At 44.3% G+C, this 20,508-nt stretch carries 23 protein-coding genes; 19 read left to right on the top strand and 4 right to left on the bottom strand.

Annotated features, from left to right (window positions below):
* The first annotated feature begins 51 nt into the window (after positions 1-51).
* The gene (locus ACIQXQ_RS01320; RefSeq protein WP_402954559.1) at positions 52-1,152 is read left to right on the top strand and encodes a DUF4097 family beta strand repeat-containing protein; all 1,101 of its coding nucleotides are present in this window, start codon (positions 52-54) and stop codon (positions 1,150-1,152) included.
* A gap of 46 nt (positions 1,153-1,198) precedes the next feature.
* Here the strand turns inward: ACIQXQ_RS01320 and ACIQXQ_RS01315 are convergent, their stop codons facing one another.
* Positions 1,199-1,876: an N-acetylmuramoyl-L-alanine amidase gene (locus ACIQXQ_RS01315; RefSeq protein ID WP_402954556.1), complete on the bottom strand. Its 678-nt coding sequence runs from the start codon at positions 1,874-1,876 to the stop codon at positions 1,199-1,201.
* Between the two features lie 185 nt (positions 1,877-2,061).
* Between ACIQXQ_RS01315 and hprK the strand changes: the two genes are divergently transcribed.
* Genes hprK through ACIQXQ_RS01290 form a run of 5 tightly spaced genes read left to right on the top strand, consistent with a single transcriptional unit; the run spans position 2,062 to position 5,983 of the window.
* Positions 2,062-2,997, top strand: a complete 936-nt coding sequence (gene hprK, locus ACIQXQ_RS01310; RefSeq protein WP_402870680.1) for an HPr(Ser) kinase/phosphatase — start codon at positions 2,062-2,064, stop codon at positions 2,995-2,997.
* A 28-nt stretch (positions 2,998-3,025) separates the two neighbouring features.
* Positions 3,026-3,838, top strand: a complete 813-nt coding sequence (lgt, locus tag ACIQXQ_RS01305; RefSeq protein WP_402954553.1) for a prolipoprotein diacylglyceryl transferase — start codon at positions 3,026-3,028, stop codon at positions 3,836-3,838.
* A gap of 27 nt (positions 3,839-3,865) precedes the next feature.
* Complete coding sequence (locus tag ACIQXQ_RS01300) at positions 3,866-4,810, top strand: nucleoside recognition domain-containing protein (RefSeq protein WP_402954550.1); 945 nt, start codon at positions 3,866-3,868, stop codon at positions 4,808-4,810.
* Complete coding sequence (gene ppaX / locus ACIQXQ_RS01295; RefSeq protein WP_402954547.1) at positions 4,800-5,468, top strand: pyrophosphatase PpaX; 669 nt, start codon at positions 4,800-4,802, stop codon at positions 5,466-5,468. The genes ACIQXQ_RS01300 and ppaX overlap by 11 nt, the downstream gene beginning before the upstream one ends.
* Positions 5,465-5,983 (top strand): acyltransferase, encoded by a 519-nt coding sequence (locus tag ACIQXQ_RS01290; protein ID WP_402954544.1) that lies wholly within the window; start codon positions 5,465-5,467, stop codon positions 5,981-5,983. The genes ppaX and ACIQXQ_RS01290 overlap by 4 nt, the downstream gene beginning before the upstream one ends.
* Before the next feature lie 14 nt (positions 5,984-5,997).
* On the opposite strand, the gene ACIQXQ_RS01285 is transcribed toward ACIQXQ_RS01290, so the two are convergent.
* From ACIQXQ_RS01285 to ACIQXQ_RS01275, 3 genes are all read right to left on the bottom strand, one after another.
* A complete protein-coding gene (locus tag ACIQXQ_RS01285; RefSeq protein WP_402954541.1) occupies positions 5,998-6,144 on the bottom strand; it encodes a YwzD family small protein in 147 nt (48 codons plus the stop codon).
* A 63-nt stretch (positions 6,145-6,207) separates the two neighbouring features.
* A complete protein-coding gene (locus ACIQXQ_RS01280; RefSeq protein ID WP_402954538.1) occupies positions 6,208-6,828 on the bottom strand; it encodes a class D sortase in 621 nt (206 codons plus the stop codon).
* Between the two features lies 1 nt (position 6,829).
* Entirely contained in the window at positions 6,830-7,864 is a 1,035-nt protein-coding gene (locus ACIQXQ_RS01275; RefSeq protein WP_402954535.1) for a processed acidic surface protein, read from the bottom strand.
* Positions 7,865-8,316: 452 nt separating this feature from the next.
* Here ACIQXQ_RS01275 and ACIQXQ_RS01270 point away from each other — a divergent pair, with 452 nt between their 5' ends.
* The 13 genes from ACIQXQ_RS01270 (at position 8,317) to ACIQXQ_RS01210 (ending at position 20,477) form a co-directional block, all read left to right on the top strand.
* Positions 8,317-9,546: an ATP phosphoribosyltransferase regulatory subunit gene (locus ACIQXQ_RS01270; protein ID WP_402954532.1), complete on the top strand. Its 1,230-nt coding sequence runs from the start codon at positions 8,317-8,319 to the stop codon at positions 9,544-9,546.
* On the top strand, positions 9,539-10,171 hold the full coding sequence (gene hisG / locus ACIQXQ_RS01265; protein ID WP_402870706.1) for an ATP phosphoribosyltransferase: 633 nt from the start codon (positions 9,539-9,541) through the stop codon (positions 10,169-10,171). Before ACIQXQ_RS01270 ends, hisG begins: the two co-directional genes overlap by 8 nt.
* Before the next feature lie 24 nt (positions 10,172-10,195).
* Positions 10,196-11,476 carry a histidinol dehydrogenase gene (hisD, locus tag ACIQXQ_RS01260; protein ID WP_402954529.1) on the top strand — a complete coding sequence of 427 codons (1,281 nt, stop codon included), beginning with the start codon at positions 10,196-10,198 and terminating at the stop codon, positions 11,474-11,476.
* Positions 11,477-11,583: 107 nt separating this feature from the next.
* Entirely contained in the window at positions 11,584-12,171 is a 588-nt protein-coding gene (hisB, locus tag ACIQXQ_RS01255) for an imidazoleglycerol-phosphate dehydratase HisB (RefSeq protein ID WP_402954526.1), read from the top strand.
* Positions 12,172-12,804, top strand: coding sequence for an imidazole glycerol phosphate synthase subunit HisH (gene hisH, locus ACIQXQ_RS01250; RefSeq protein WP_402954523.1), 633 nt, complete (start codon positions 12,172-12,174; stop codon positions 12,802-12,804).
* A complete protein-coding gene (gene hisA, locus ACIQXQ_RS01245) occupies positions 12,801-13,535 on the top strand; it encodes a 1-(5-phosphoribosyl)-5-[(5-phosphoribosylamino)methylideneamino]imidazole-4-carboxamide isomerase (protein ID WP_402870718.1) in 735 nt (244 codons plus the stop codon). Before hisH ends, hisA begins: the two co-directional genes overlap by 4 nt.
* Entirely contained in the window at positions 13,536-14,294 is a 759-nt protein-coding gene (gene hisF, locus ACIQXQ_RS01240) for an imidazole glycerol phosphate synthase subunit HisF (protein ID WP_402954520.1), read from the top strand.
* Positions 14,291-14,947, top strand: coding sequence for a bifunctional phosphoribosyl-AMP cyclohydrolase/phosphoribosyl-ATP diphosphatase HisIE (hisIE, locus tag ACIQXQ_RS01235; RefSeq protein WP_402954517.1), 657 nt, complete (start codon positions 14,291-14,293; stop codon positions 14,945-14,947). The genes hisF and hisIE overlap by 4 nt, the downstream gene beginning before the upstream one ends.
* Positions 14,948-15,115: 168 nt before the next feature.
* Positions 15,116-16,618 carry a tetratricopeptide repeat protein gene (locus tag ACIQXQ_RS01230; protein WP_402954514.1) on the top strand — a complete coding sequence of 501 codons (1,503 nt, stop codon included), beginning with the start codon at positions 15,116-15,118 and terminating at the stop codon, positions 16,616-16,618.
* A 101-nt stretch (positions 16,619-16,719) separates the two neighbouring features.
* Complete coding sequence (trxB, locus tag ACIQXQ_RS01225) at positions 16,720-17,670, top strand: thioredoxin-disulfide reductase (RefSeq protein WP_402871328.1); 951 nt, start codon at positions 16,720-16,722, stop codon at positions 17,668-17,670.
* 435 nt (positions 17,671-18,105) lie between these two features.
* Complete coding sequence (locus ACIQXQ_RS01220) at positions 18,106-18,564, top strand: 8-oxo-dGTP diphosphatase (protein WP_402871330.1); 459 nt, start codon at positions 18,106-18,108, stop codon at positions 18,562-18,564.
* Between the two features lie 43 nt (positions 18,565-18,607).
* Entirely contained in the window at positions 18,608-19,507 is a 900-nt protein-coding gene (gene rapZ, locus ACIQXQ_RS01215) for an RNase adapter RapZ (protein WP_402954511.1), read from the top strand.
* Positions 19,497-20,477: a gluconeogenesis factor YvcK family protein gene (locus tag ACIQXQ_RS01210; protein WP_402954508.1), complete on the top strand. Its 981-nt coding sequence runs from the start codon at positions 19,497-19,499 to the stop codon at positions 20,475-20,477. Before rapZ ends, ACIQXQ_RS01210 begins: the two co-directional genes overlap by 11 nt.
* Positions 20,478-20,508: the final 31 nt, after the last annotated feature.

Raw genomic sequence — 20,508 nt, 5'->3', positions numbered from 1 at the left:
CCTGTCTGGGCGTATGTATGTGTAAGGTACTCTAAGAAAGTGGGGATGTCTATGCAAGCGGAAAAACAGAGAATATTAGAGATGGTACAAGAAGGAAAGCTGACAGCAGTAGAAGCATTGAATCTGTTGGAGGAATTAGAAAAGGCTAGTTTGGAAAGTGATGCAAAAGAGCAGAAGTTGCAAAATGAGCTATCCACCGTTGTTGTCAATCAGAAAAGTGATGACAGTGCCCAGGATACCTTCAAGAAGAATGTACAATCCTCTAAGGAAAAAATCTTAGGCTTCGTTGAAAGTGCATATAAAAAGATTAAAGAAACGGATTTGGATTTTAACTTTGGGAAATCCGTCGAGGTCAGTCATATTTTTCAACATGATTATGAGTACCTGGATGAAATCGATATCGATATCGCAAATGGGAAAGTGAAAATCGCAACATGGGACCAGCAGGATGTACGAGTGGAATGTCTTGCTAAAGTGTATCGGGTGGAAGATATAGAAAAGGCGAGGGAGACCTTCCTAGAGGAAGTTCACTTCGCAATCGACGCTGGGAAAATGAAGTTCAAGGTCCGTGAAAAGACGATGAAGGTCGATACGGTGTTGTATATCCCGAGCAAGGCCTATGAAGACATTCAGGTTAGGCTGTTTAACGGTGCAATCACTACAGAATCCCTGACGGCAGAGAAACTTAAGGCCAAAACGGCAAATGGTGTCATCCATATCCAACAAGGGAAAGGTGAAACGTGCGAACTTGAAACGGGTAACGGAACCATCACCATTTCAGATACGAGTTATGATGAGCTCGAGGCAGAAACATTAAATGGGGCAATTAATGCCGATGGGCACTTCAAGAAAATGGATGTTCAGTCCTTTAACGGGGAAATCGTCTGCAAGAATCAAGCGCAGGATTGTGAAGCAATCCATGCCAAATCGATTACTGGGAAGGTCCAGCTGATTTTGCCTCCAGGAAAGGCGATTGAAGGAGAGTTGAAGTCTAACTTAGGAAGTTTTAACGTAAGCTTAGAGGGAATGACCATCGTCGAAGAAAAAAGTGATGTGGTTCAAAAAGTGCTTAAGTTTAAAACGACTAGTTTTGATGATTCGGTCCTCCATGTATTCGCCGACACGAAAACGGCAGCCATCACGGTTTCTTAAAAGTAAAAAAAAGCGTAAGCCCGCCAGTTAGACTGACGGGCTTTGTTTATGTTTGCTTGGTAATGAAGGCATCATAACCATCTTTGGCCAACTTTTTGACAAGGGTTTCAGCTTTTTTCTTATCCGTGAAGGCTCCGATTTGGACTTTATACAGAATGGTGGAGGAGCCCTCGTTTTTAAGCTTATAATGGGCAAGGACGCTTTTGGCGATGGACTCCCCGCATGTTTTCCGAAAGGCTTCCGTTCTTAAAAGGGAGGCCTCCTGTTGATTGGTCATGAACCCACATTCGATTAAAAGGGCAGGGCATTTTGTTTCACGAAGAACCTGGAAGTTTGCCGTCTTCACTCCTCTGTTCTTCAATTGTGTGGCTTTTACCAAATCATGTTGGACCTTTTCGGCGAGGGAGAGCGATTCCTTCGGTTTAGAGGTATGAACATAAGTTTCAATCCCGTTTGCCTCATGCCATTTCCCTGATCCAGCGGCATTCGCATGGATGGAGAGGTATAGGTCAGCTCCGAGGGCATGGGACTTCCGGGTTCGTTCGCCAAGAGGGACGTCCCTTTCATCTTCGTGGGCGTAATGAACCGTGATGCCTTTTGATTTTTCTAGATAGTGTTTGATGAAGGCAGCCGTCTCGCGATTGAACTCATATTCCTTCATGCCATCGGGAGATCGCTTGCCGGGGGTCGAATAACCGTGGCCGGCATCAAGTACGATTTTCATGTGTTATCCCTTCCTTTCGAAATCCTGTATTCTTCATTATAATCAAATGGGAAAGGGGTAAAGTAGCTTCCGGATAGGAAAAAAGAATAAATTGATCATGCGTGGTTTGGTTATTTACAGAATAATGCTAAAATGAAAAAGTATCGCTAAAAATAAACATCGCTCCAAAAAAGGAGGAAAGATATATGGCAAAAGTCCGTACAAAGGATGTAGTCGAAGCATTCGATCTTGAACTTATCAGTGGTGAAGAAGGCATCAACCGTCCAATCGTTACAAGTGACCTTTCTCGACCAGGATTGGAAATAGCCGGTTTCTTCGACTATTATCCTGCAGATCGCGTACAACTCCTGGGAATGACGGAGATGTCGTTCTTCAACCGTCTGAATGAGGCCGATCGAATACAAAGGATGGAAGAACTATGTAGAGACTATACACCGGGAATCATCATCACTCGTGGTCAGGAAGTGCCTATCGAGTTGATTGAAGCATCGGAACGCGAGTCCGTTCCTGTCATGCGGTCCTCCATGAAGACAACGAGGTTATTCAGCCGTCTGACGAACTTTCTCGAAAGTAAATTAGCCCCCACTACAGCGATTCATGGCGTGTTAGTGGATATCTATGGATTGGGTGTGCTGATTACTGGAAAAAGCGGGGTCGGTAAAAGTGAGACGGCGCTCGAACTGGTTAAACGTGGACATCGTCTTGTAGCCGATGATTGCGTCGAAATCCGCCAGGAAGATCAGGATATGCTTGTCGGGAATGCTCCGGATTTAATTGAGCACCTTCTTGAAATCCGGGGACTGGGCATCATCAACGTCATGACGTTATTTGGGGCCGGAGCTGTTCGGAGCCACAAGAAAATTTCCATCGTCATCAATCTGGAACTTTGGGAAAAGAATAAGCAATATGACAGGGTCGGCCTGGATGAAGAGACAATGAAAATCATTGATACAGAGATTACGAAAATCACCGTTCCGGTTCGTCCAGGACGAAATTTAGCTGTCATCATTGAAGTGGCCGCCATGAATTACCGGTTAAAACGCATGGGTGTTAATGCCGCGGAACAATTTTCGGATCGTTTAAATAATGCTATTGCCGATTCGGACAACGATGAATTTTAAGTAAAGTTATCAGAAAAGAGGGGACAAAATGGAGCAAGGAATTCAACCAATAAATCCGATTGCGATTGAACTTGGTTCCATCCAGATACACTGGTATGGACTGATTATCGGGTTTGGGGTACTACTGGGCCTTATCATTGCCTTAAGGGAATCAGAACGCCGAGGCCTGGATAAGGAACTATTTACGGATATGATCCTGTTTGCAGTGCCCATTGCGATTATATGTGCACGCATTTATTATGTTATCTTCCAATGGGATTATTATTCACAAAACCCTGGGGACATCATTAAAATATGGAATGGCGGAATTGCCATCCATGGGGCATTAATCGGTTCGGTCCTAACCGCCATCATTTTTGCAAAGGTAAAGAACGTTTCATTTTGGAAGTTGGCGGATATCGCTGCCCCAAGTTTGTTGCTAGGTCAGGCCATTGGCCGTTGGGGCAATTTCATGAACCAAGAAGCGCACGGTGGGGAAGTAACCAGGGCCTTCTTGGAAAACTTACATCTTCCAGAGTTCATTATTAATCAAATGTACATAAATGGAACGTATTATCACCCGACCTTTTTATACGAATCGGTCTGGAACATAGTCGGCGTGGTCATCCTCCTATTATTGCGTAAAGTGAACTTGCGTAGGGGAGAGTTATTTTTAACATACGTTCTATGGTATTCAGTTGGTCGCTTTTTCATTGAAGGGCTGCGGACCGATAGTTTGATGCTAACGGATTCACTTCGGATTGCCCAAGTGATTTCCATTGTCTTGATCATTATTGCTGTTGCTTTCATTCTTTATAGAAGGTTCCGTGGTCATGCGGATAAACGATATTTAGATGCATAGAGAATATGTGTAAAGGGAGAGGGCATAGTGATAGTAGATTCCGTTAAGAGGGGCATTCTTTCTGGTTTAAATACTACTTGGACATTGGGGAAAATCATTTTTCCGGTTACATTGATTGTGACGGTGCTTCAGTATACACCTGTATTACCATGGATGATTGACTTAATTGCGCCACTGATGAATTTAATCGGTCTCCCTGGTGATGCGGCCATCCCGCTTGTACTAGGGAACTTCTTGAATTTATATGCGGCAATTGCAGGAATCTTGACGCTCAATCTCACGGTAAAGGAAGTCTTCATCATTGCCGTGATGTTATCCTTTTCACACAATTTATTTATCGAATCGGGGGTAGCCATGAAAACGGGCGTCAAGCTGTGGGTCATTTTGCTGGTCAGGTTTGGTCTCGCCCTAGTGTCTGCCGTCATCATCAATCTCGTTTGGCAGGGTGGTGCGGAAATGGCCCAAGGTTTTGCTGTTCCGGAGACAGTCGAGATTACCGGGGCTGGTGCGATTCTATTACATGGGGTCATTCAGGCTCTATACGGAATTGGACAGCTGGCGCTCATCGTGATGCCCCTTATGGTCGTTGTTCAGATTATGAAAGACTTAAAATGGCTGGAGGCCTTCTCCAAGGCACTTGCTCCTTTTATGAAAATCCTGGGGATGAAGCCAAATACATCAATGCCATTTGTGGCAGGGCTGACACTTGGCCTTGCTTATGGAGCGGGTGTGATGATTCAGGCTGCCAAGGAAGACAATGTCTCGAAGAAGGATATGACCCTCGCGTTCATCTTTTTAGTAGCCTGCCATGCCGTTATAGAAGATACATTGATTTTTATACCACTGGGGATTCCCGTTTTGCCTTTATTACTAATCAGGCTGGTCACCGCCATTGTCCTGACGATGGTAGTCGCTTATATATGGAATCGATACAGCAGTGTACAGAGGAAGGATGCCGCATATGAACAGTAATATAACTACACTATTATTTGACCTGGATGGAACGTTGATCAATACGAATGAATTAATCATCGCCTCCTTTACGGAAACGTTGAACCATTATTATCCCGGACAATTCAAGCGGGAGGACATTATCCCATTCATAGGCCCGACATTGGTCGATACGTTTACTTCGATAGACCCGGAACGCGCGGATGAAATGATCGCCCGCTATCGCGAACATAATTGGAAAAACCATGATATGCTGGTAACCCAATTTGATGGGGTTTTCGAGACGGTCCAAACGTTGAAGCAAAGTGGCTATAAGCTAGCTGTCGTGACGACGAAGAAAAGGGATATTGTCGAAAGAGGCTTACGCTTAAGCAAACTTGATCAATTCTTTGATGTCGTAGTCACTTTGGATGAAGTGAAACACGCAAAACCAGATCCGGAGCCGCTGTTAAAAGCATTAAAGCAGCTTGACTCAGTTCCAGAAGAAGCGGTGATGATTGGCGACAGCCATCATGATATTCTTGGTGGAAAAAACACGGGAACGAGAACGGCCGGTGTTGCGTGGTCCATAAAGGGCCGGGAGTTCCTGGAAAGCTTTCATCCAGATTTCATGCTGGAGAACATGTCTGATTTATTGGATATAGTAGAGGCTGAGAAGTTTGAAGAGGTTAAGGGATGAGACGGACGACCCGCTTTCCAGTAAAAGGGGCCAATTCACTTTGGCATGTGTATAAAACCGTCCCGTTCTGGAAAGTCGTGAAGAATTTTATTGTGATTCAACTAGCAAGATATACACCGTTTTTAGGCATGAAAAATTGGTTGTACCGAACTTTTCTGCGAATGGAAGTGGGAAAGCATACCTCGTTCGCCTTGATGGTCATGCCGGATGTCATGTTTCCTGAAAAGATTTCAGTGGGGCGGAATACAGTCATCGGCTATAATACGACGATTCTTGCTCATGAATATTTGATCGACGAGTACCGGTTGGGAGAGGTGGTCATTGGGGACGAAGTACTGATTGGAGCCAATTCCACCATTCTTCCGGGACTGACAATCGGAAATGGGGCAATTGTTTCAGCTGGGACGCTTGTTCATAAGGATGTTCCAGAGGGAGCTTTCGTTGGTGGGAATCCGATGCAGCTGATTTATACTAAAGAAGAAATGCTGAAGCGTGAACAGCAAACTTCTTTATAAGAAAAAGGACTTGCTCAATGAGTAAGTCCTTTTAGCTGGGACAAATCCTTTTTTAGCTGATCCATAACCTCTGCCAATGATATATTCTCTTCACTAGACGTGATTTCATATGTGTTTCTTACGATTTGAAAGAAATTTTCCTGCGCCCTTTTATCGGTCACGCGCCCGTCCTCCTACTCTCTTATAATGGAGAGAGGGCTGCAAAAAGGATGCAGCCCTCTCTTTTAATTGTCCACTTCCGATTTCAGTAAATCAGCAATCAATACATATCGCTCTGGTGCACTACCAATATATGAAAAAGGATAGCAGGTTGTTACCGTTAGCGTGGCTTTGGGCTTGGGTACGATCACGGTCCGGTCATCGGCATCAACAATACGGACCTTTCTTACCTTATACGTGAACGTGCCTGCTTCTGTCTTCGTGATCAGCAAGTCCCCCTTACCAACCTCACCTAGCTTCCGGAATACAGTGTCCCGATGGCCAGATAAAACGGAATTATCCTTTTCCCCAGGCAGGACAGAACCTGCATAATGGCCGACTCCCTTTTCAAGCTCATCCTCATCTGTTCCATGATAAATCGGTAAGGTTGCTTCGAGCTTGGGGATATACAGTTCACCCACCAGGTCGCCCATTTCTGGCCTTTTTTCATATAGTTGATCAGGAACAGGGTCCTTTTTTTCTTGGTGTAGGGTCGCCGTCGACTCCACACTATCCGGCTTGTTCCATTTATAGAGGGCATAGCCTTTTAACAGCGTATAAGTATTCGTCGTCGTAAAATAAAACCCTACAATTATGAGGCAGGAAGCTACAAGGAGCAGCCACTTTTTCTTTTGCTTGGGATTCATCTTATTTTACGAGTGTCGCTTTTCTGATCAGCCTGTAGGCAAGGGCAATCATCACTAAGCCGATTAACGCACCAAAAAGATAGTTACCGGAAGTTTTGGGCATCAAAGCACCTTTTTCCGTTTTATGTGTAGGCTTTTCTTGTTTTACATCAGCCACTTTGGTTATGACCTTCGTTGTTTGCTTAAGGTCATTTCCTGTTTCTTTCACTAAAGTGGAACCAATCATTTCCCCAGTCAATTTAAAATCAAGCAAGAGGTTGCCACTTAAGTCATAGATGGAGACTAGCAAGCTAGCATTCGTTAAATCCTCTAGCTGGAATAATGATTCAAGAGAAAGAGTGGAGGTAACGCCTTCATGAGTTAAGGAAAACTTGAATTGAATCTGCAACAAGTTTTGCAATTCATCATAAATTGAAAGCATTTCAGCCACTTGTTCAGCGGAAAGTTCATCGATTGTATCGAAGTATTCCAATTGTTCCATCTTATCGGCAATCGCCATTAAGCGTGATTCGAAGGAAGGGTCCTCGACGATGGGCAACAAATGGTTCATCAGGCGGTCGAGTTCTTCTTCTGTGAGATCGACTTCGGTAAATAGACCATCCATCAGATCAAGAAGATCCTCGTCGGCATAATCCATGTCTGATTCTAAATCCATATCAATGATATCTTGAATATCGTAAATGAAGTGAAACGAATCGAGAATGGTTTCCCCTTTTTCCATTTCGCCATATTCCACTAATAAGCTCGTAACCTCTTCTTCGGTCATTTCATATTCATCCAGGAGCTCCTGTAAAGATTCTGGAGTAACGATGGGACCACAAGTATCGCGTAGCTCTTCCAATGAATCGAAATCTTTCAAAGTTAAATCATAGTAGTCCAAGTACTCTTTTAACTCGTCTTCCGTCATTCTTATTTCAGCAAGATAGGCATTCAGCTCATCTTGATTGATTTTCATTGCGGCAAACCCCTTATCCCCGCCAAACCCGAACGTAAAAATGATGACACTTGCAACAATAAACGACAAAAATCTCTTCAAAATCATTTCCCCCTAAGAAGTTAAAATACACCTAAACCACTAAAAATTATAAATCCTCCATACCAAAAGATATACAACAATAATAAAAAACGAACAAAGATAGTAGAAAAGGACCGGGAAATAGGGTCTGACCCCTCCTGTTTTTTTCCAAAACCACGCCGCTGTAGGTGTCGGGTGCTTATAAGGAGTTTGGGAAATAGGGTCTGACCCCCTTTTTTCATTGACGGGAGGTGGGGGCAGGAGTACACTAGTAATAACTTCATCTTGTTACCATATTAGCGAACTAAAGCGATTTGATAGATAATTGCGATTATTTATAGGATTATGTTAGTTTTTTTGATAGTATTTTACATGTGACCCATAGTGGGGTTTTAAGATTGGCATATAGGAAAGATATAAGTATACACATATTTAATTTATCAAGGCCCTGCATTTTAAAAGAGGGGGGTCGAATGGAAATACATACAGTACCCATTATTCCAAAAGGATGTGCAGTCGTGACTAAGCCATTTATGTTTGAGAAACCGTTAGGGATGAGAGATACATTACCGATGCTATACGAAACCAAAGTATCGGTTCGAAATAAGATGAGTGATGAGATCAAGAAGTGGGGGTATCAATTTATTGAAACACCTGCTTTGGAATATTACGAAACAATCGGGGAAGCTTCTGCCATTTTGGATCAGCAATTATTTAAACTGCTTGATGCCCAGGGACATACGCTTGTGCTTCGACCGGATATGACGGCTCCGATCGCCCGGGTGGCGGCATCGAAACTGCTTAAACAACAAATCCCACTTCGTCTAGCTTATTCAGCGAATGTGTATCGCGCCCAGCAACGTGAAGGCGGGAGACCGGCTGAGTTCGAGCAAATCGGGATTGAATGTATTGGAAACAAATCAATCAGTGCAGATGCGGAAATGATCGCGTTACTTACCGATGTCCTGAAGGCTGCCGGCCTCGAGGATTTCAAAATATCCATCGGGCATATCGGATTTTTACAGGAATTCTTCTTGAGCATATTAGGGACGGAAGAAAGAGCTTCGGTTTTACGAAAGTTGTTATATGAGAAGAACTATGTTGGTTTTCGTGAACATGTAAAATCGCTTCCGCTTTCTTCTATTGATAAACAAAGGCTCATCGAATTCATTTCCTTAAGAGGAAGTGAGGGCACTTTGTCAAAAGCAATGGCGCTGCTTGAGAATGGAAAAGGACAGGATTCACTCGATGAACTGAGGGAATTGGCTGTACAGTTGAAGGAATTCGGTGTCGATCAATATGTGAACCTTGATTTAACGCTAGTCAGTCATATGAGTTATTACACCGGAACGCTGTTCGAAGTGTATGCAGGTCAAGTCGGGTCGCCGATCGGGAATGGTGGACGTTATGACAACTTACTTGAAAAATTCGGATGGGATGCCTCTGCCACTGGTTTTGCAATTCGTGTCGACCGCCTTGCCGAAGCACTAGGTGAACCTAGTCAGCTAATTGCACCTGAATGCATTTTGTTCAGTCCGGAGCGCCGAGCGGAAGCCCTTGATTATGCGAAATCGAAACGATTGGAAGGAAAGAGAATCACGATCCAAGATATTACGGTCGTACAAAATGTCGATGCGTTTACAAGAACTTTTTCTGATGTGCATATGTTTGTAGGGAATGGGGGGAATGGACAAGATGAGTAATAGCTTTTTAACAATCGCGATGCCTAAAGGCAGAATTTTTGAAGAAGCGGCGGAGCTATTAAGGAAGGCCGGCTTCCGTCTACCTCCTGAGTTTGATGATTCCCGTAAGTTAATCATCGAAGTGGAAGAGGAAAATCTTCGGTTCATTTTAGCGAAGCCGATGGATGTCGTAACCTATGTGGAGCATGGAGTTGCTGACATGGGGATTGCGGGCAAGGATGTAATGTTAGAGGAAGAACGCGATGTTTATGAATTACTGGATTTGAAAATCAGTGCTTGCTACTTAGCGGTGGCCGGGCTACCTGGAACGAAAATCAGCTCATTTGCCCCTAAAATTGCCAGTAAATACCCGAATGTGGCCTCGAGTTATTTTCGCCAGCAAGGTGAGCAGGTCGAAATCATCAAATTGAATGGTTCGATTGAATTAGCCCCATTAATTGGCTTGGCAGAGAGAATCGTGGATATCGTCTCAACAGGTCAAACATTGAAAGAAAATGGTTTGGTCGAATATGCGAAAATTGCCGATGTGACTTCACGGTTGGTGGCGAATCCTGTCAGTTACCGAATTAAAGAGGCGCGAATTACGGAAATTGTCGATCGTTTAGCGGAAATCATAGAACAATAATACGTATGTTTATGAGGTGGAAACATGAAAATTGCACGGTTTGCAGAAGGCATTTCCTTAAAGCGTTCAGTTGATGCAGGTACTGCCGATCAACGAAAAGCGGTACAGGATATCATTTATGCTGTGAGAAAAAATGGGGATGAAGCAATACATAATTTTACGGAACGTTTCGACGGCGTTCGTCTTGATGAGTTTCTAGTTACCGAACAGGAAATCGAACAGGCAACAGCGGATTTAACTGAGGAGCAGGTAGCAATCATTCAGGAAGCGGCCGATAATATCAGAATGTTTCACGAGAAACAAATTAGGAACTCCTGGATCACAACCGATGAGAATGGAACGATGCTAGGCCAGAAAATGACGCCCCTTGATGCGGTTGGGGTCTATGTTCCCGGTGGAACGGCTGCCTATCCATCATCCGTTCTGATGAATGTGATGCCTGCCAAAGCGGCGGGTGTGAAGCGAATCGTCATGGTATCTCCACCTGGGAAAGACGGGAAATTGACACCGGCCGTTTTAGCCGCTGCGAAAATTGCCGGTGTGACGGAGATTTACAAGATCGGTGGGGCTCAAGCGATTGCGGCACTTGCTTATGGAACAGAAACGATTGTGCATGTCGATAAAATCGTCGGTCCCGGCAATATATATGTAGCATTGGCGAAACGGGAAGTATTCGGGGACGTGGCAATCGACATGATTGCAGGCCCTAGTGAAATTGCCGTCCTTGCAGATGATACGGCTGCTGCTTCGGAAGTGGCCGCGGATCTGTTATCACAGGCAGAACATGATGCTCGTGCCTGTAGTGTCCTTGTGACGACTTCAATGGTCCTTGCAACGGAAGTGGCTAAAGAAGTGGAGAAGCAGGTTGCATTACTTCCACGGCGGGAAATTGCAGAAGCTGCGATTAAGGATTACGGGCGGATTGTTGTCTGTGAGAATATGGACGAGGCCATTGGTGCCGTAAATGAGCTGGCACCAGAGCATTTGGAAATTGTGACTCGTGATGCTCTTGAAGTGATGGCGAAAATCCGCCACGCCGGGGCCATCTTTATCGGCCGTTTCAGTTCGGAACCGGTGGGGGATTATTTCGCAGGACCGAATCATGTCTTACCTACGAACGGGACGGCCCGTTTCTCTAGTCCATTAAATGTTGACGATTTTCAAAAGAAATCGAGCATCATCATGTACAGTGAAACGGCATTCCGACAAAACGCGGCAAAAATTGCCGCATTTGCCCGAATGGAAGGACTCGAAGCCCACGCACGCGCCATCGAATCCCGTGGTGTGCAGGAACTTGGGAAATAGGGTCTGACCCCTAAATAAATCATTGAAAGTATTGATATATAAGTGTTTTCAAAGAGTTTACGAACTTGGGAAATGGGGTCTGACCCCCGATTTGAGGAGGATTAGTTATGGAGCGTTTTGCTAGTGTGGAGCGGAAGACGAATGAGACGGATATTAGTTTGAGGTTTGGTGTCGATGGGGAAGGGAATTCGTCGATTGAGACGGGTGTTCCGTTTATGACGCATATGCTTGATTTGTTCACGAAGCATGGGAAGTTCGATCTTACTGTGGATGCGAAGGGGGATACGGAGGTTGATGATCATCATACAACTGAAGATATCGGCATTTGCTTAGGGCAGACGTTATTGGAAGCCCTTGGGGACAAGCGTGGCATCAAACGTTATGGAAATGCCTTCGTACCGATGGACGAGGCTCTTGCTCAAGTGGTCATCGATTTAAGTAATCGGCCGCACCTTGAGTTCCGTGCAGAGTTCCCTTCGCAGAAGGTCGGGACATTCGATACGGAATTGGTGCATGAATTTCTTTGGAAGTTTGCGCTTGAAGCACGAATGAACCTGCATGTCATCGTTCATTATGGCCATAATACGCATCATATGATTGAGGCGGTCTTTAAAGCGCTAGGGCGTGCATTGGATGAAGCTACTTCTATCGATCCGCGAGAAAAAGGGATTCCATCGACGAAAGGAATGTTGTAAATGATCGGGATCGTCGATTACGGAATGGGGAATTTATTTTCCGTCAGTAAGGGGCTCGAACGTTTGGAAGCTGATTCATTCATTTCCGACGACCCAGCCGAGCTGGCCAAAGCGACAGGCATCATCCTACCAGGCGTCGGTTCATTCAGAGATGCGATGAGTCTTTTGGAAAAACAGAAGCTTGATGAGTTCCTGAAACAATACGTCGCCGATGGTGGATTTTTACTCGGGATTTGCCTTGGCATGCAACTTCTATTTGATGAAAGTGAAGAGAATGGACCAGCAAAAGGACTTTCTCTAATTCCGGGGAAAGTCGTTCGTTTTACCGGTGTTGATGCTAACGAACAAACATATAAAGTACCACATATGGGCTGGAACCACCTTGAATTTAAACAATCTTCGCCATTAATCGACGGTCTTGCAGAAGAGCATGTGTACTTCGTCCATTCCTATTATGCAGATACCGATGAATCGTATATGATCGCTTCAGCAACCTATGATGTGGAGGTACCGGCGATCGTGGGGAAAGGCAATGTGTTCGGCATGCAGTTTCATCCGGAGAAAAGCGGGCAGATGGGCATGTCTCTCTTGAAAAATTATTTGTCGTTAGTGGAAGGGAAGGAAAAAGCATGAGCAACTTTACGATTTACCCGGCGATTGATATGCGGGGCGGCAAATGCGTCCGCTTAATCCAGGGAGACTATAATCAGGAAACGGTCTATGGAGATTCTCCCTTTGATATGGCCAAAAGCTTTGCGGACCAAGGAGCAGAGTGGATACATATGGTTGATTTGGATGGGGCCAAAGAAGGCGTGCGCATCAATGACTCATACGTGATTAAAGCGGCAAAAGAGTTGGGGGCGCGTGTCCAAATCGGCGGCGGGATTCGGACGGAGGAGGATATTGCCCATTATCTCGATAACGGTGTAGAGCGTGTCATTCTTGGCAGCACAGCCGTTTCCAATCCTGAATTCACAAAAGAAATGATTAGAAAATACGGGAAACACATCGCGATTGGAATAGATGCGAAGGATGGTAAAGTGGCCACGCATGGTTGGCTACAAACCTCTGAAACACTGGCCATCGATCTTGGGAAAATTCTTGCTGATGCCGGTGCGGAAACGTTTATCGTGACAGATATCGCGACGGACGGGATGCTTTCGGGTCCTAATGTGAAGGGGATTGTCGCGATGGCGGAAGCAACCGGTAAGAATGTGATCGCATCAGGAGGCATCAGTTCGCTTGCTGACCTTATCAAACTCCAAGAATATGAAGCCCAAGGTGTTGCAGGGGCGATTATCGGCAAGGCCATTTATACGAACCGCTTCACGGTAAAAGAAGCGCTGGAAAAGGTGCGTGGTTAAATGCTGACAAAACGGATTATCCCCTGTTTGGATGTAAAGGATGGACGCGTCGTTAAGGGGATTCAGTTTGTTTCCTTAAGAGATGCGGGGGACCCTGTCGAACTTGCGGCCTTTTACGATCAAGAAGGAGCCGATGAACTGGTCTTCCTTGATATTTCTGCTTCGCATGAAGGACGGGAAACCATTGTCGACGTCGTTCAAAGTGTGGCAGGTAGCCTTGCCATCCCCTTTACGGTTGGCGGTGGCATTAACTCACTAGCGGACATGAAGAAGATTCTACGAGCAGGCGCTGATAAAGTGTCTCTAAATACAGCCGCCGTCCTACGACCTGACTTAATCAATGAAGGTTCCGATTACTTTGGAGCGCAATGCATCGTCATTGCCATTGATGCACGATATGATGAAGCGCTTGGTTCTTGGCGTGTGTATACCCATGGGGGCCGAAAACCGACAGAATGGGAAGTCATAGATTGGGCAAAGGAAGCGGTCAGCCGTGGTGCCGGTGAAATCTTATTAACCAGCATGGATTGTGATGGCGAGAAGCAAGGGTTTAACATTGCATTAACGAAAGCGGTATCTGAAGCTGTTTCCGTTCCGGTCATTGCCTCGGGTGGTGCCGGGAATGCGGAGCATTTCCAGACTGCATTTGAAGAAGGAAAAGCGGACGCGGCATTGGCGGCTTCAATTTTCCATTATAAAGAAACATCAGTTAAAGAAGTCAAAACGTTTCTCAAACAACAAGGAGTGGTTGTACGATGAATTTCGATACTATTAAATATGATGAAAAAGGCCTTATTCCAGCGATTATCCAGGATGCTGGTACAGGAGAAGTGCTTACACTTGCTTACATGAACAAAGAATCCTTGAATCTTTCCATCGCAAAAGGGGAGACGGTATTCTATAGCCGTTCTCGCAATGAGTTATGGCATAAAGGGGAAACGAGCGGAAATACACAAAAAATAGTCGAAATGAAATATGACTGCGACCAGGATGCATTAGTCGTGAAGGTTGTACCTGCAGGGCCCGCATGCCATACTGGTGCAACTAGTTGCTTCGGCACAACGATTTATAAAGATGAAGAAGTGCAACAATCTGGACCGACGAACGTGAATTTCCTAACGGAATTGGAAGGGTTGATTGCAGAGCGAAAAGCAAAAATGCCTGAAGGATCTTATACGACCTACTTATTCGAAAAAGGCGTTGATAAAATCCTGAAAAAAGTGGGGGAAGAATCCGCTGAAGTCATCATAGCTGCCAAAAATCGTGATGCCGAAGAACTTTCGATGGAAAGTGCCGATCTCCTTTATCACTTATTCGTCCTGCTACAAGAACAGGAATTACCTTTCCAGGCCGTTCTTGATGTATTAAAAGCTAGGCATTCCGTAAAAGACGAGCCAAAATCAAAGGCCTAAGCAGGTCTATTGCCCTCCTTCTTCGGAGGGTGTTTTTTTTACAAAGGCCACCCGTCAAATCGAGAAAAAGGAAGTCAAATATCAATTTCCAGTTTCTTGAATCGTTCGGCAAAAATCCTTCCATATGGTATAATACTATAGTTAATCAACTTGTAGATGGAGGATTACATGAGTAAAGACTCTAATTATGGCCAACAGGCAAAAATTCTAACCTTTCACCCAACTGGTGAGTATTACTTCACCAAGGGTTTAAAAGCATATCATAGACATGAATTACCAAAGTCAAAAAAATACCTGGAACGTGCCTTGGAACTTGAACCCGCTGAACCGATGATTGCATGCCAATTGGCAATTACTTGTTCGGAAATCGGAGAATACAATTATTCCAATAACCTTCTAGAAAATATCTTGGATGTAATGGATCCCTTTATGTCGGAATGCCATTACTTCCTAGCCAATAATTATGCCCATTTAGGCATGTTCAAGGAAGCATACCGCCATGCGAGTGCTTACCTGGATAAAGAGGAAGACGGGGAATTCAGTGACGACGCTGAGGATCTTCTTGAACTTATCACCTTTGAGTCAGATGGTTCGGAGGAAAATCCCTTCAAGCATGATGGCCTGATTGCCAAACAGGAGAAAGCGCGTGAATATTTGGAAGCGGGCGACTTCCCTAGAGCGATTGAAGTGTTAAAAGAAACGATTGCCGAATATAAGGATTACTGGTCCGCTTACAATAACCTTGCGTTAGCCTACTTTTACCTTGGGCAGGAAGATGAGGCGTTCGCCACATTGGATGAGGTCCTGGAAAAAAGCCCAGGAAACCTGCATGCGCTATGTAATTTAGTCGTCTTTTATCATTATCAGCAGGAAGATGAGAAGGTGGATGAACTTGTTTCGATGCTCGAAAAGATCCGGCCGATGCTATCGGAACATCGCTTCAAGCTTGGTGCCACTTTTGCATTAATCGGAAACTATGCATCTGCATATAAATGGTTAAATGTGCTACAAAAGCAAGGTTTTGAAGGCGACGGAACGTTCTACTATTGGCTGACGATATCAGCTCATCATTTAGGACATGAACAGGCTGCCAGAAAAGCATGGAAAAAGGTCATTGAGATGAATCCAGAAAAAGAAGGCATGGAGCCTTGGGGGGATATGAACGCTACCTCTGATGGGTTTGAAAATCACCTTCCTTCTATTATAAAACGGCTTGATAGTGAATTTATCGAAGAAAGATTGTTTGCTATTTTCCTATTAAAGCACTCCGTTCATAAACCGAAGCTTTTGAAAAACCAGGTTTTCGGCATGAAGCAGAATTTCACCGAATGGGAAAAGGATTATGCTGACATGGTGCAGGAACCTAATAAAGACCGCCAACTGACAGCGATTGGTTTTGCCGATCGGACGGCAGAATTGTTATATCAGCATTTTCACCCCATCCAATTAAATGAAGCAGGCCTTTATTTAATGTGGTTTTCTGTCTTCGTCGAGGCTACCCATGCGAATCAGAAGCTGAACAATCCAGCAGGCTGGGCGTCAGCTGTCGAATATGTATGGAATAAGCTGAAAAACGAAAAGATGAGTAAACAGGTCATCGCGGATAAATATTTCATATCGGTGTCCACTTTGTCGAAGTATGTAAAGCTTGTTCAAAACCTGTTAGGTTGAGCAAATATTTGGACGAAAAATTATTTGTTATATAGGATAATAGGTAGGGAACACTAACCGTAGTGAAAGTTCCATTTGTAATGGAATATGAAGGAGTGAGAATTATGTCTGAAAAAATTTATGACGTTGTGATTATCGGAGCGGGTCCTGCTGGGATGACTGCTGCTGTATATACATCACGTGCGAACCTTTCAACATTGATGCTAGAACGCGGAGTGCCAGGAGGCCAGATGGCCAATACGGAAGAAGTCGAAAACTACCCAGGATTCGACACCATTCTTGGGCCTGAGCTATCCACAAAAATGTTTGACCATGCTAAAAAATTCGGTGCGGAATACGCTTATGGAGATGTTAAGGAAATCATTGATGGGGAAGAGTACAAAACCATCAAAGCAGGCTCCAAGGAATTCAAAGCACGTTCTATCATCGTTTCTTCAGGTGCGGAATATAAGAAAATCGGCGTCCCGGGTGAAAAAGAGTTGGGTGGCCGCGGTGTTTCTTATTGTGCTGTCTGTGATGGGGCTTTCTTTAAAGAGAAAGAACTGTTCGTCATCGGTGGAGGAGACTCTGCTGTTGAAGAGGGCGTCTACTTGACTCGCTTCGCTTCTAAGGTGACGATCGTTCATAGACGTGACGAACTTCGTGCACAGAAAATCCTTCAAGATCGTGCGTTCGCTAATGAAAAAATCGACTTCATCTGGAATCATACATTGAAGCAAATCAATGAAGAGGGCGGAAAAGTCGGTAGTGTCACACTTGTTTCAACGGCTAACGGAGAAGAAAAAGAGCTAAAGGCAGACGGAGTATTCATCTATATCGGTATGCTTCCTTTAACCAAGCCTTTTGAAAATCTGGGCATCTTGAATGCTACGGGCTACATCGAGACGAATGATGTAATGGAAACACGGGTTCCAGGCATCTTTGCAGCTGGAGACGTTCGTGAAAAAACATTGCGCCAAATCGTGACGGCTACTGGGGACGGTAGTATCGCTGCACAATCGGTTCAGCACTATGTGGAAGAACTAAAAGAAAAGTTGCAAATTAAAGCGTAACCGCTTATACAAAAATTTACACTTCGTCATTGCGTTTTAACGAGGTTGTAACATCCATGCAATAAAGATTGGGTATAGTAAGGGTAGTATTGACCCCCTTTATTATATAACGTGTTGGGCACAGAGGAATCTGTGTCTTTTTTTGTATGGGGGACGAGGGTTATGGGTACAAAGTGATTGTGTGGTCATGAATAATCAACCAAACCAGGAAGTTTCCTTTATTGTTAGCTTATTTCAAAAATAGTATAATGATAAGATATACTACACATAGTTTAATCATAGAGGTAAGATGTAAAATACAGCTTGTTTGTACTATAAGCATTTGTAAATCGCCAGATGGATGTCTAGCGGTGATTTAAGAATTGAACGGATACTCTAAGGAAGTCAGAGGAGAAGTTTCTATAGTCGAGCATAGGCCAATTTGAGGTGAAGAACGTGCAACGTGTCACAAACTGTGTATTAGTTAAGGACAATAAGATCCTTTTATTAAAGAAACCAAGACGTGGATGGTGGGTAGCCCCAGGCGGCAAGATGGAGCCTGGTGAATCAATCCGGGATGCTTGTATTAGGGAATACCGTGAAGAGACGGGCGTTTACTTGAAAAACCCCACCATTAAAGGAATCTTTACTTTTATTATGAAGGATGGAGACAAAGTATTATCCGAATGGATGATGTTTACTTTCTTTGCTACTGATTCCGATGGCATCAATGTGGATGTGTGTGAAGAAGGCGAGCTATTTTGGCACCCTATTGAAGATGTTAAAAAACTGGACATGGCTGAAGGGGATTATCATATTCTAGATTATATGGTTCAGGGAAGCGGAGTAATCTACGGTACCTTTACCTATACACCCGAGTTTAAGTTACTTTCCTATCGACTTGATCCAGGTTAATGATTATTTATAAAAGCGATTACTACTCCAGGGGGCGAAAAGAATGAGTGATGGGCAGATGAATGATACGCAGTTGGTCGTCATAACAGGAATGTCAGGAGCAGGAAAGACGGTGGCCATTCAAAGTTTTGAAGACCTCGGTTTTTTTTGCGTCGATAATTTGCCGCCCGCTTTATTGCCAAAGTTTTTGGAGTTGATGAAAGACTCTGGAAATAAGATGAATAAAGTAGCCCTTGTCATGGATTTACGGGGGCGGGAGTTTTTCGATTCTTTGTTCCTTGCCTTGGATCAATTGACGGAAACATCATGGGTCTCCCCTAGGATCCTCTTTCTTGAGGCGGATGATGAAGCTTTGGTCCGTCGATATAAAGAAACGAGAAGGACTCATCCATTAGCTCCGATGGACCGGCCGTTAGAGGGCATTAAATTGGAACGGGACCTTTTGGATGAATTAAAAGGTCGGGCGCAGTTAATTTTCAATACGTCCCAGCTGAAGCCACGCGAATTAAGGGAAAAGATTGCATCTGAGTTTTCAAAGGATAAACAGGTTGGATTTTCTGTTAATGTCATGTCTTTCGGTTTCAAACATGGCTTGCCAATTGATGCGGACCTTGTGTTTGACGTGCGTTTTCTGCCTAACCCATACTATATCGATCAAATGAGACCAAAGACTGGCCTTGATAAGGAAGTGTCCAGTTACGTTTTAAAATGGGGCGAGACTCAAAAGTTTCTAGAAAAGCTGACGGATTTGCTTGCGTTCATGCTTCCGTATTATAAACGTGAAGGAAAAGCCCAGCTTGTTATTGCGATTGGATGTACAGGTGGTCAGCACCGTTCTGTAGCTTTGACCGAATACATTTCTAATTTTTTTCAAAAGAGCTATACGGTTCATGTGTCCCATCGTGATATCGAAAAGAGTAAGGGGAAAGTAGATGCCAGATAAAGAGAAACAGCCTAGAGTAGTGATCATTGGAGGGGGAACGGGCCTTCCAGTCCTACTTAGGGGGTTGAAGAAATACCCAGTAGATATAACGGCAATCGTGACGGTTGCCGACGATGGTGGAAGCTCCGGTCGTATCCGCGAAGATATGCACATCCCTGCTCCAGGTGATATCCGTAATGTCTTGGCGGCACTCTCGGATGTAGAGCCACTTGTCGAGCAGATGTTTCAACACCGTTTTCAAAGTAAAAATGAATTGTCCGGTCATTCATTAGGGAATCTAATCCTTGCTGCCATGACTTCATTGACGGGGGACTTTGTCCATGCAATCCAGGAAATGAGTAAGTTCCTGAATGTCCGTGGCAAAGTCCTTCCTGCTGCTAACCAAAGTGTGGTCCTTCATGCTGAAATGGAAGATGGAACGATTGTAACGGGAGAGTCGAAAATCCCCTTATCAGGCAAGAAGATAAAAAGAGTATTTCTATCTCCTCAACACATAAAGCCGCTCAGTGAAACGATTCAGGCAATCAAGCAGGCCGACCTGATTGTGATTGGTCCAGGTAGTTTATACACGAGCATCCTTCCTAATTTACTTGTTCCAGGTATCGGAGAAGAAATAGCCCGCTCCAAAGCTAAGAAAGTGTACATTTGCAATCTAATGACCCAAGCAGGGGAGACACTGGATTATAGCGCGAGCGACCATATAAAAGCGATATATGATCACATGGGAAATGCCTACATAGATCGCATTCTTGTCAATGCTGAAGAAATACCATCCGAAATTCAGCAACGGTATCATGCGGAGTATGCAAAACCGGTTGTGTATGATGTCGAGAGTTTAAAAAGAATGGGCCTTGAAATCATACAGGGGCACATTTTCAGCTTTGAGGGGGACGTCATTCGCCATGACACCAAAAAGGTGGCGGATTTACTATATAATATGCTGATACATGAAAGTCATATAGCTCCTTAAATATAGGTGGAGACTGTCTTTTGACTAAAAA

The organism is Peribacillus sp. NPDC097198, from assembly GCF_044762055.1.
Taxonomy (GTDB): Bacteria; Bacillota; Bacilli; order Bacillales; family DSM-1321; genus Peribacillus.
Note: the sequence above shows the minus strand (reverse complement) of the source record. Positions and strands in the feature narration are given on the sequence as shown.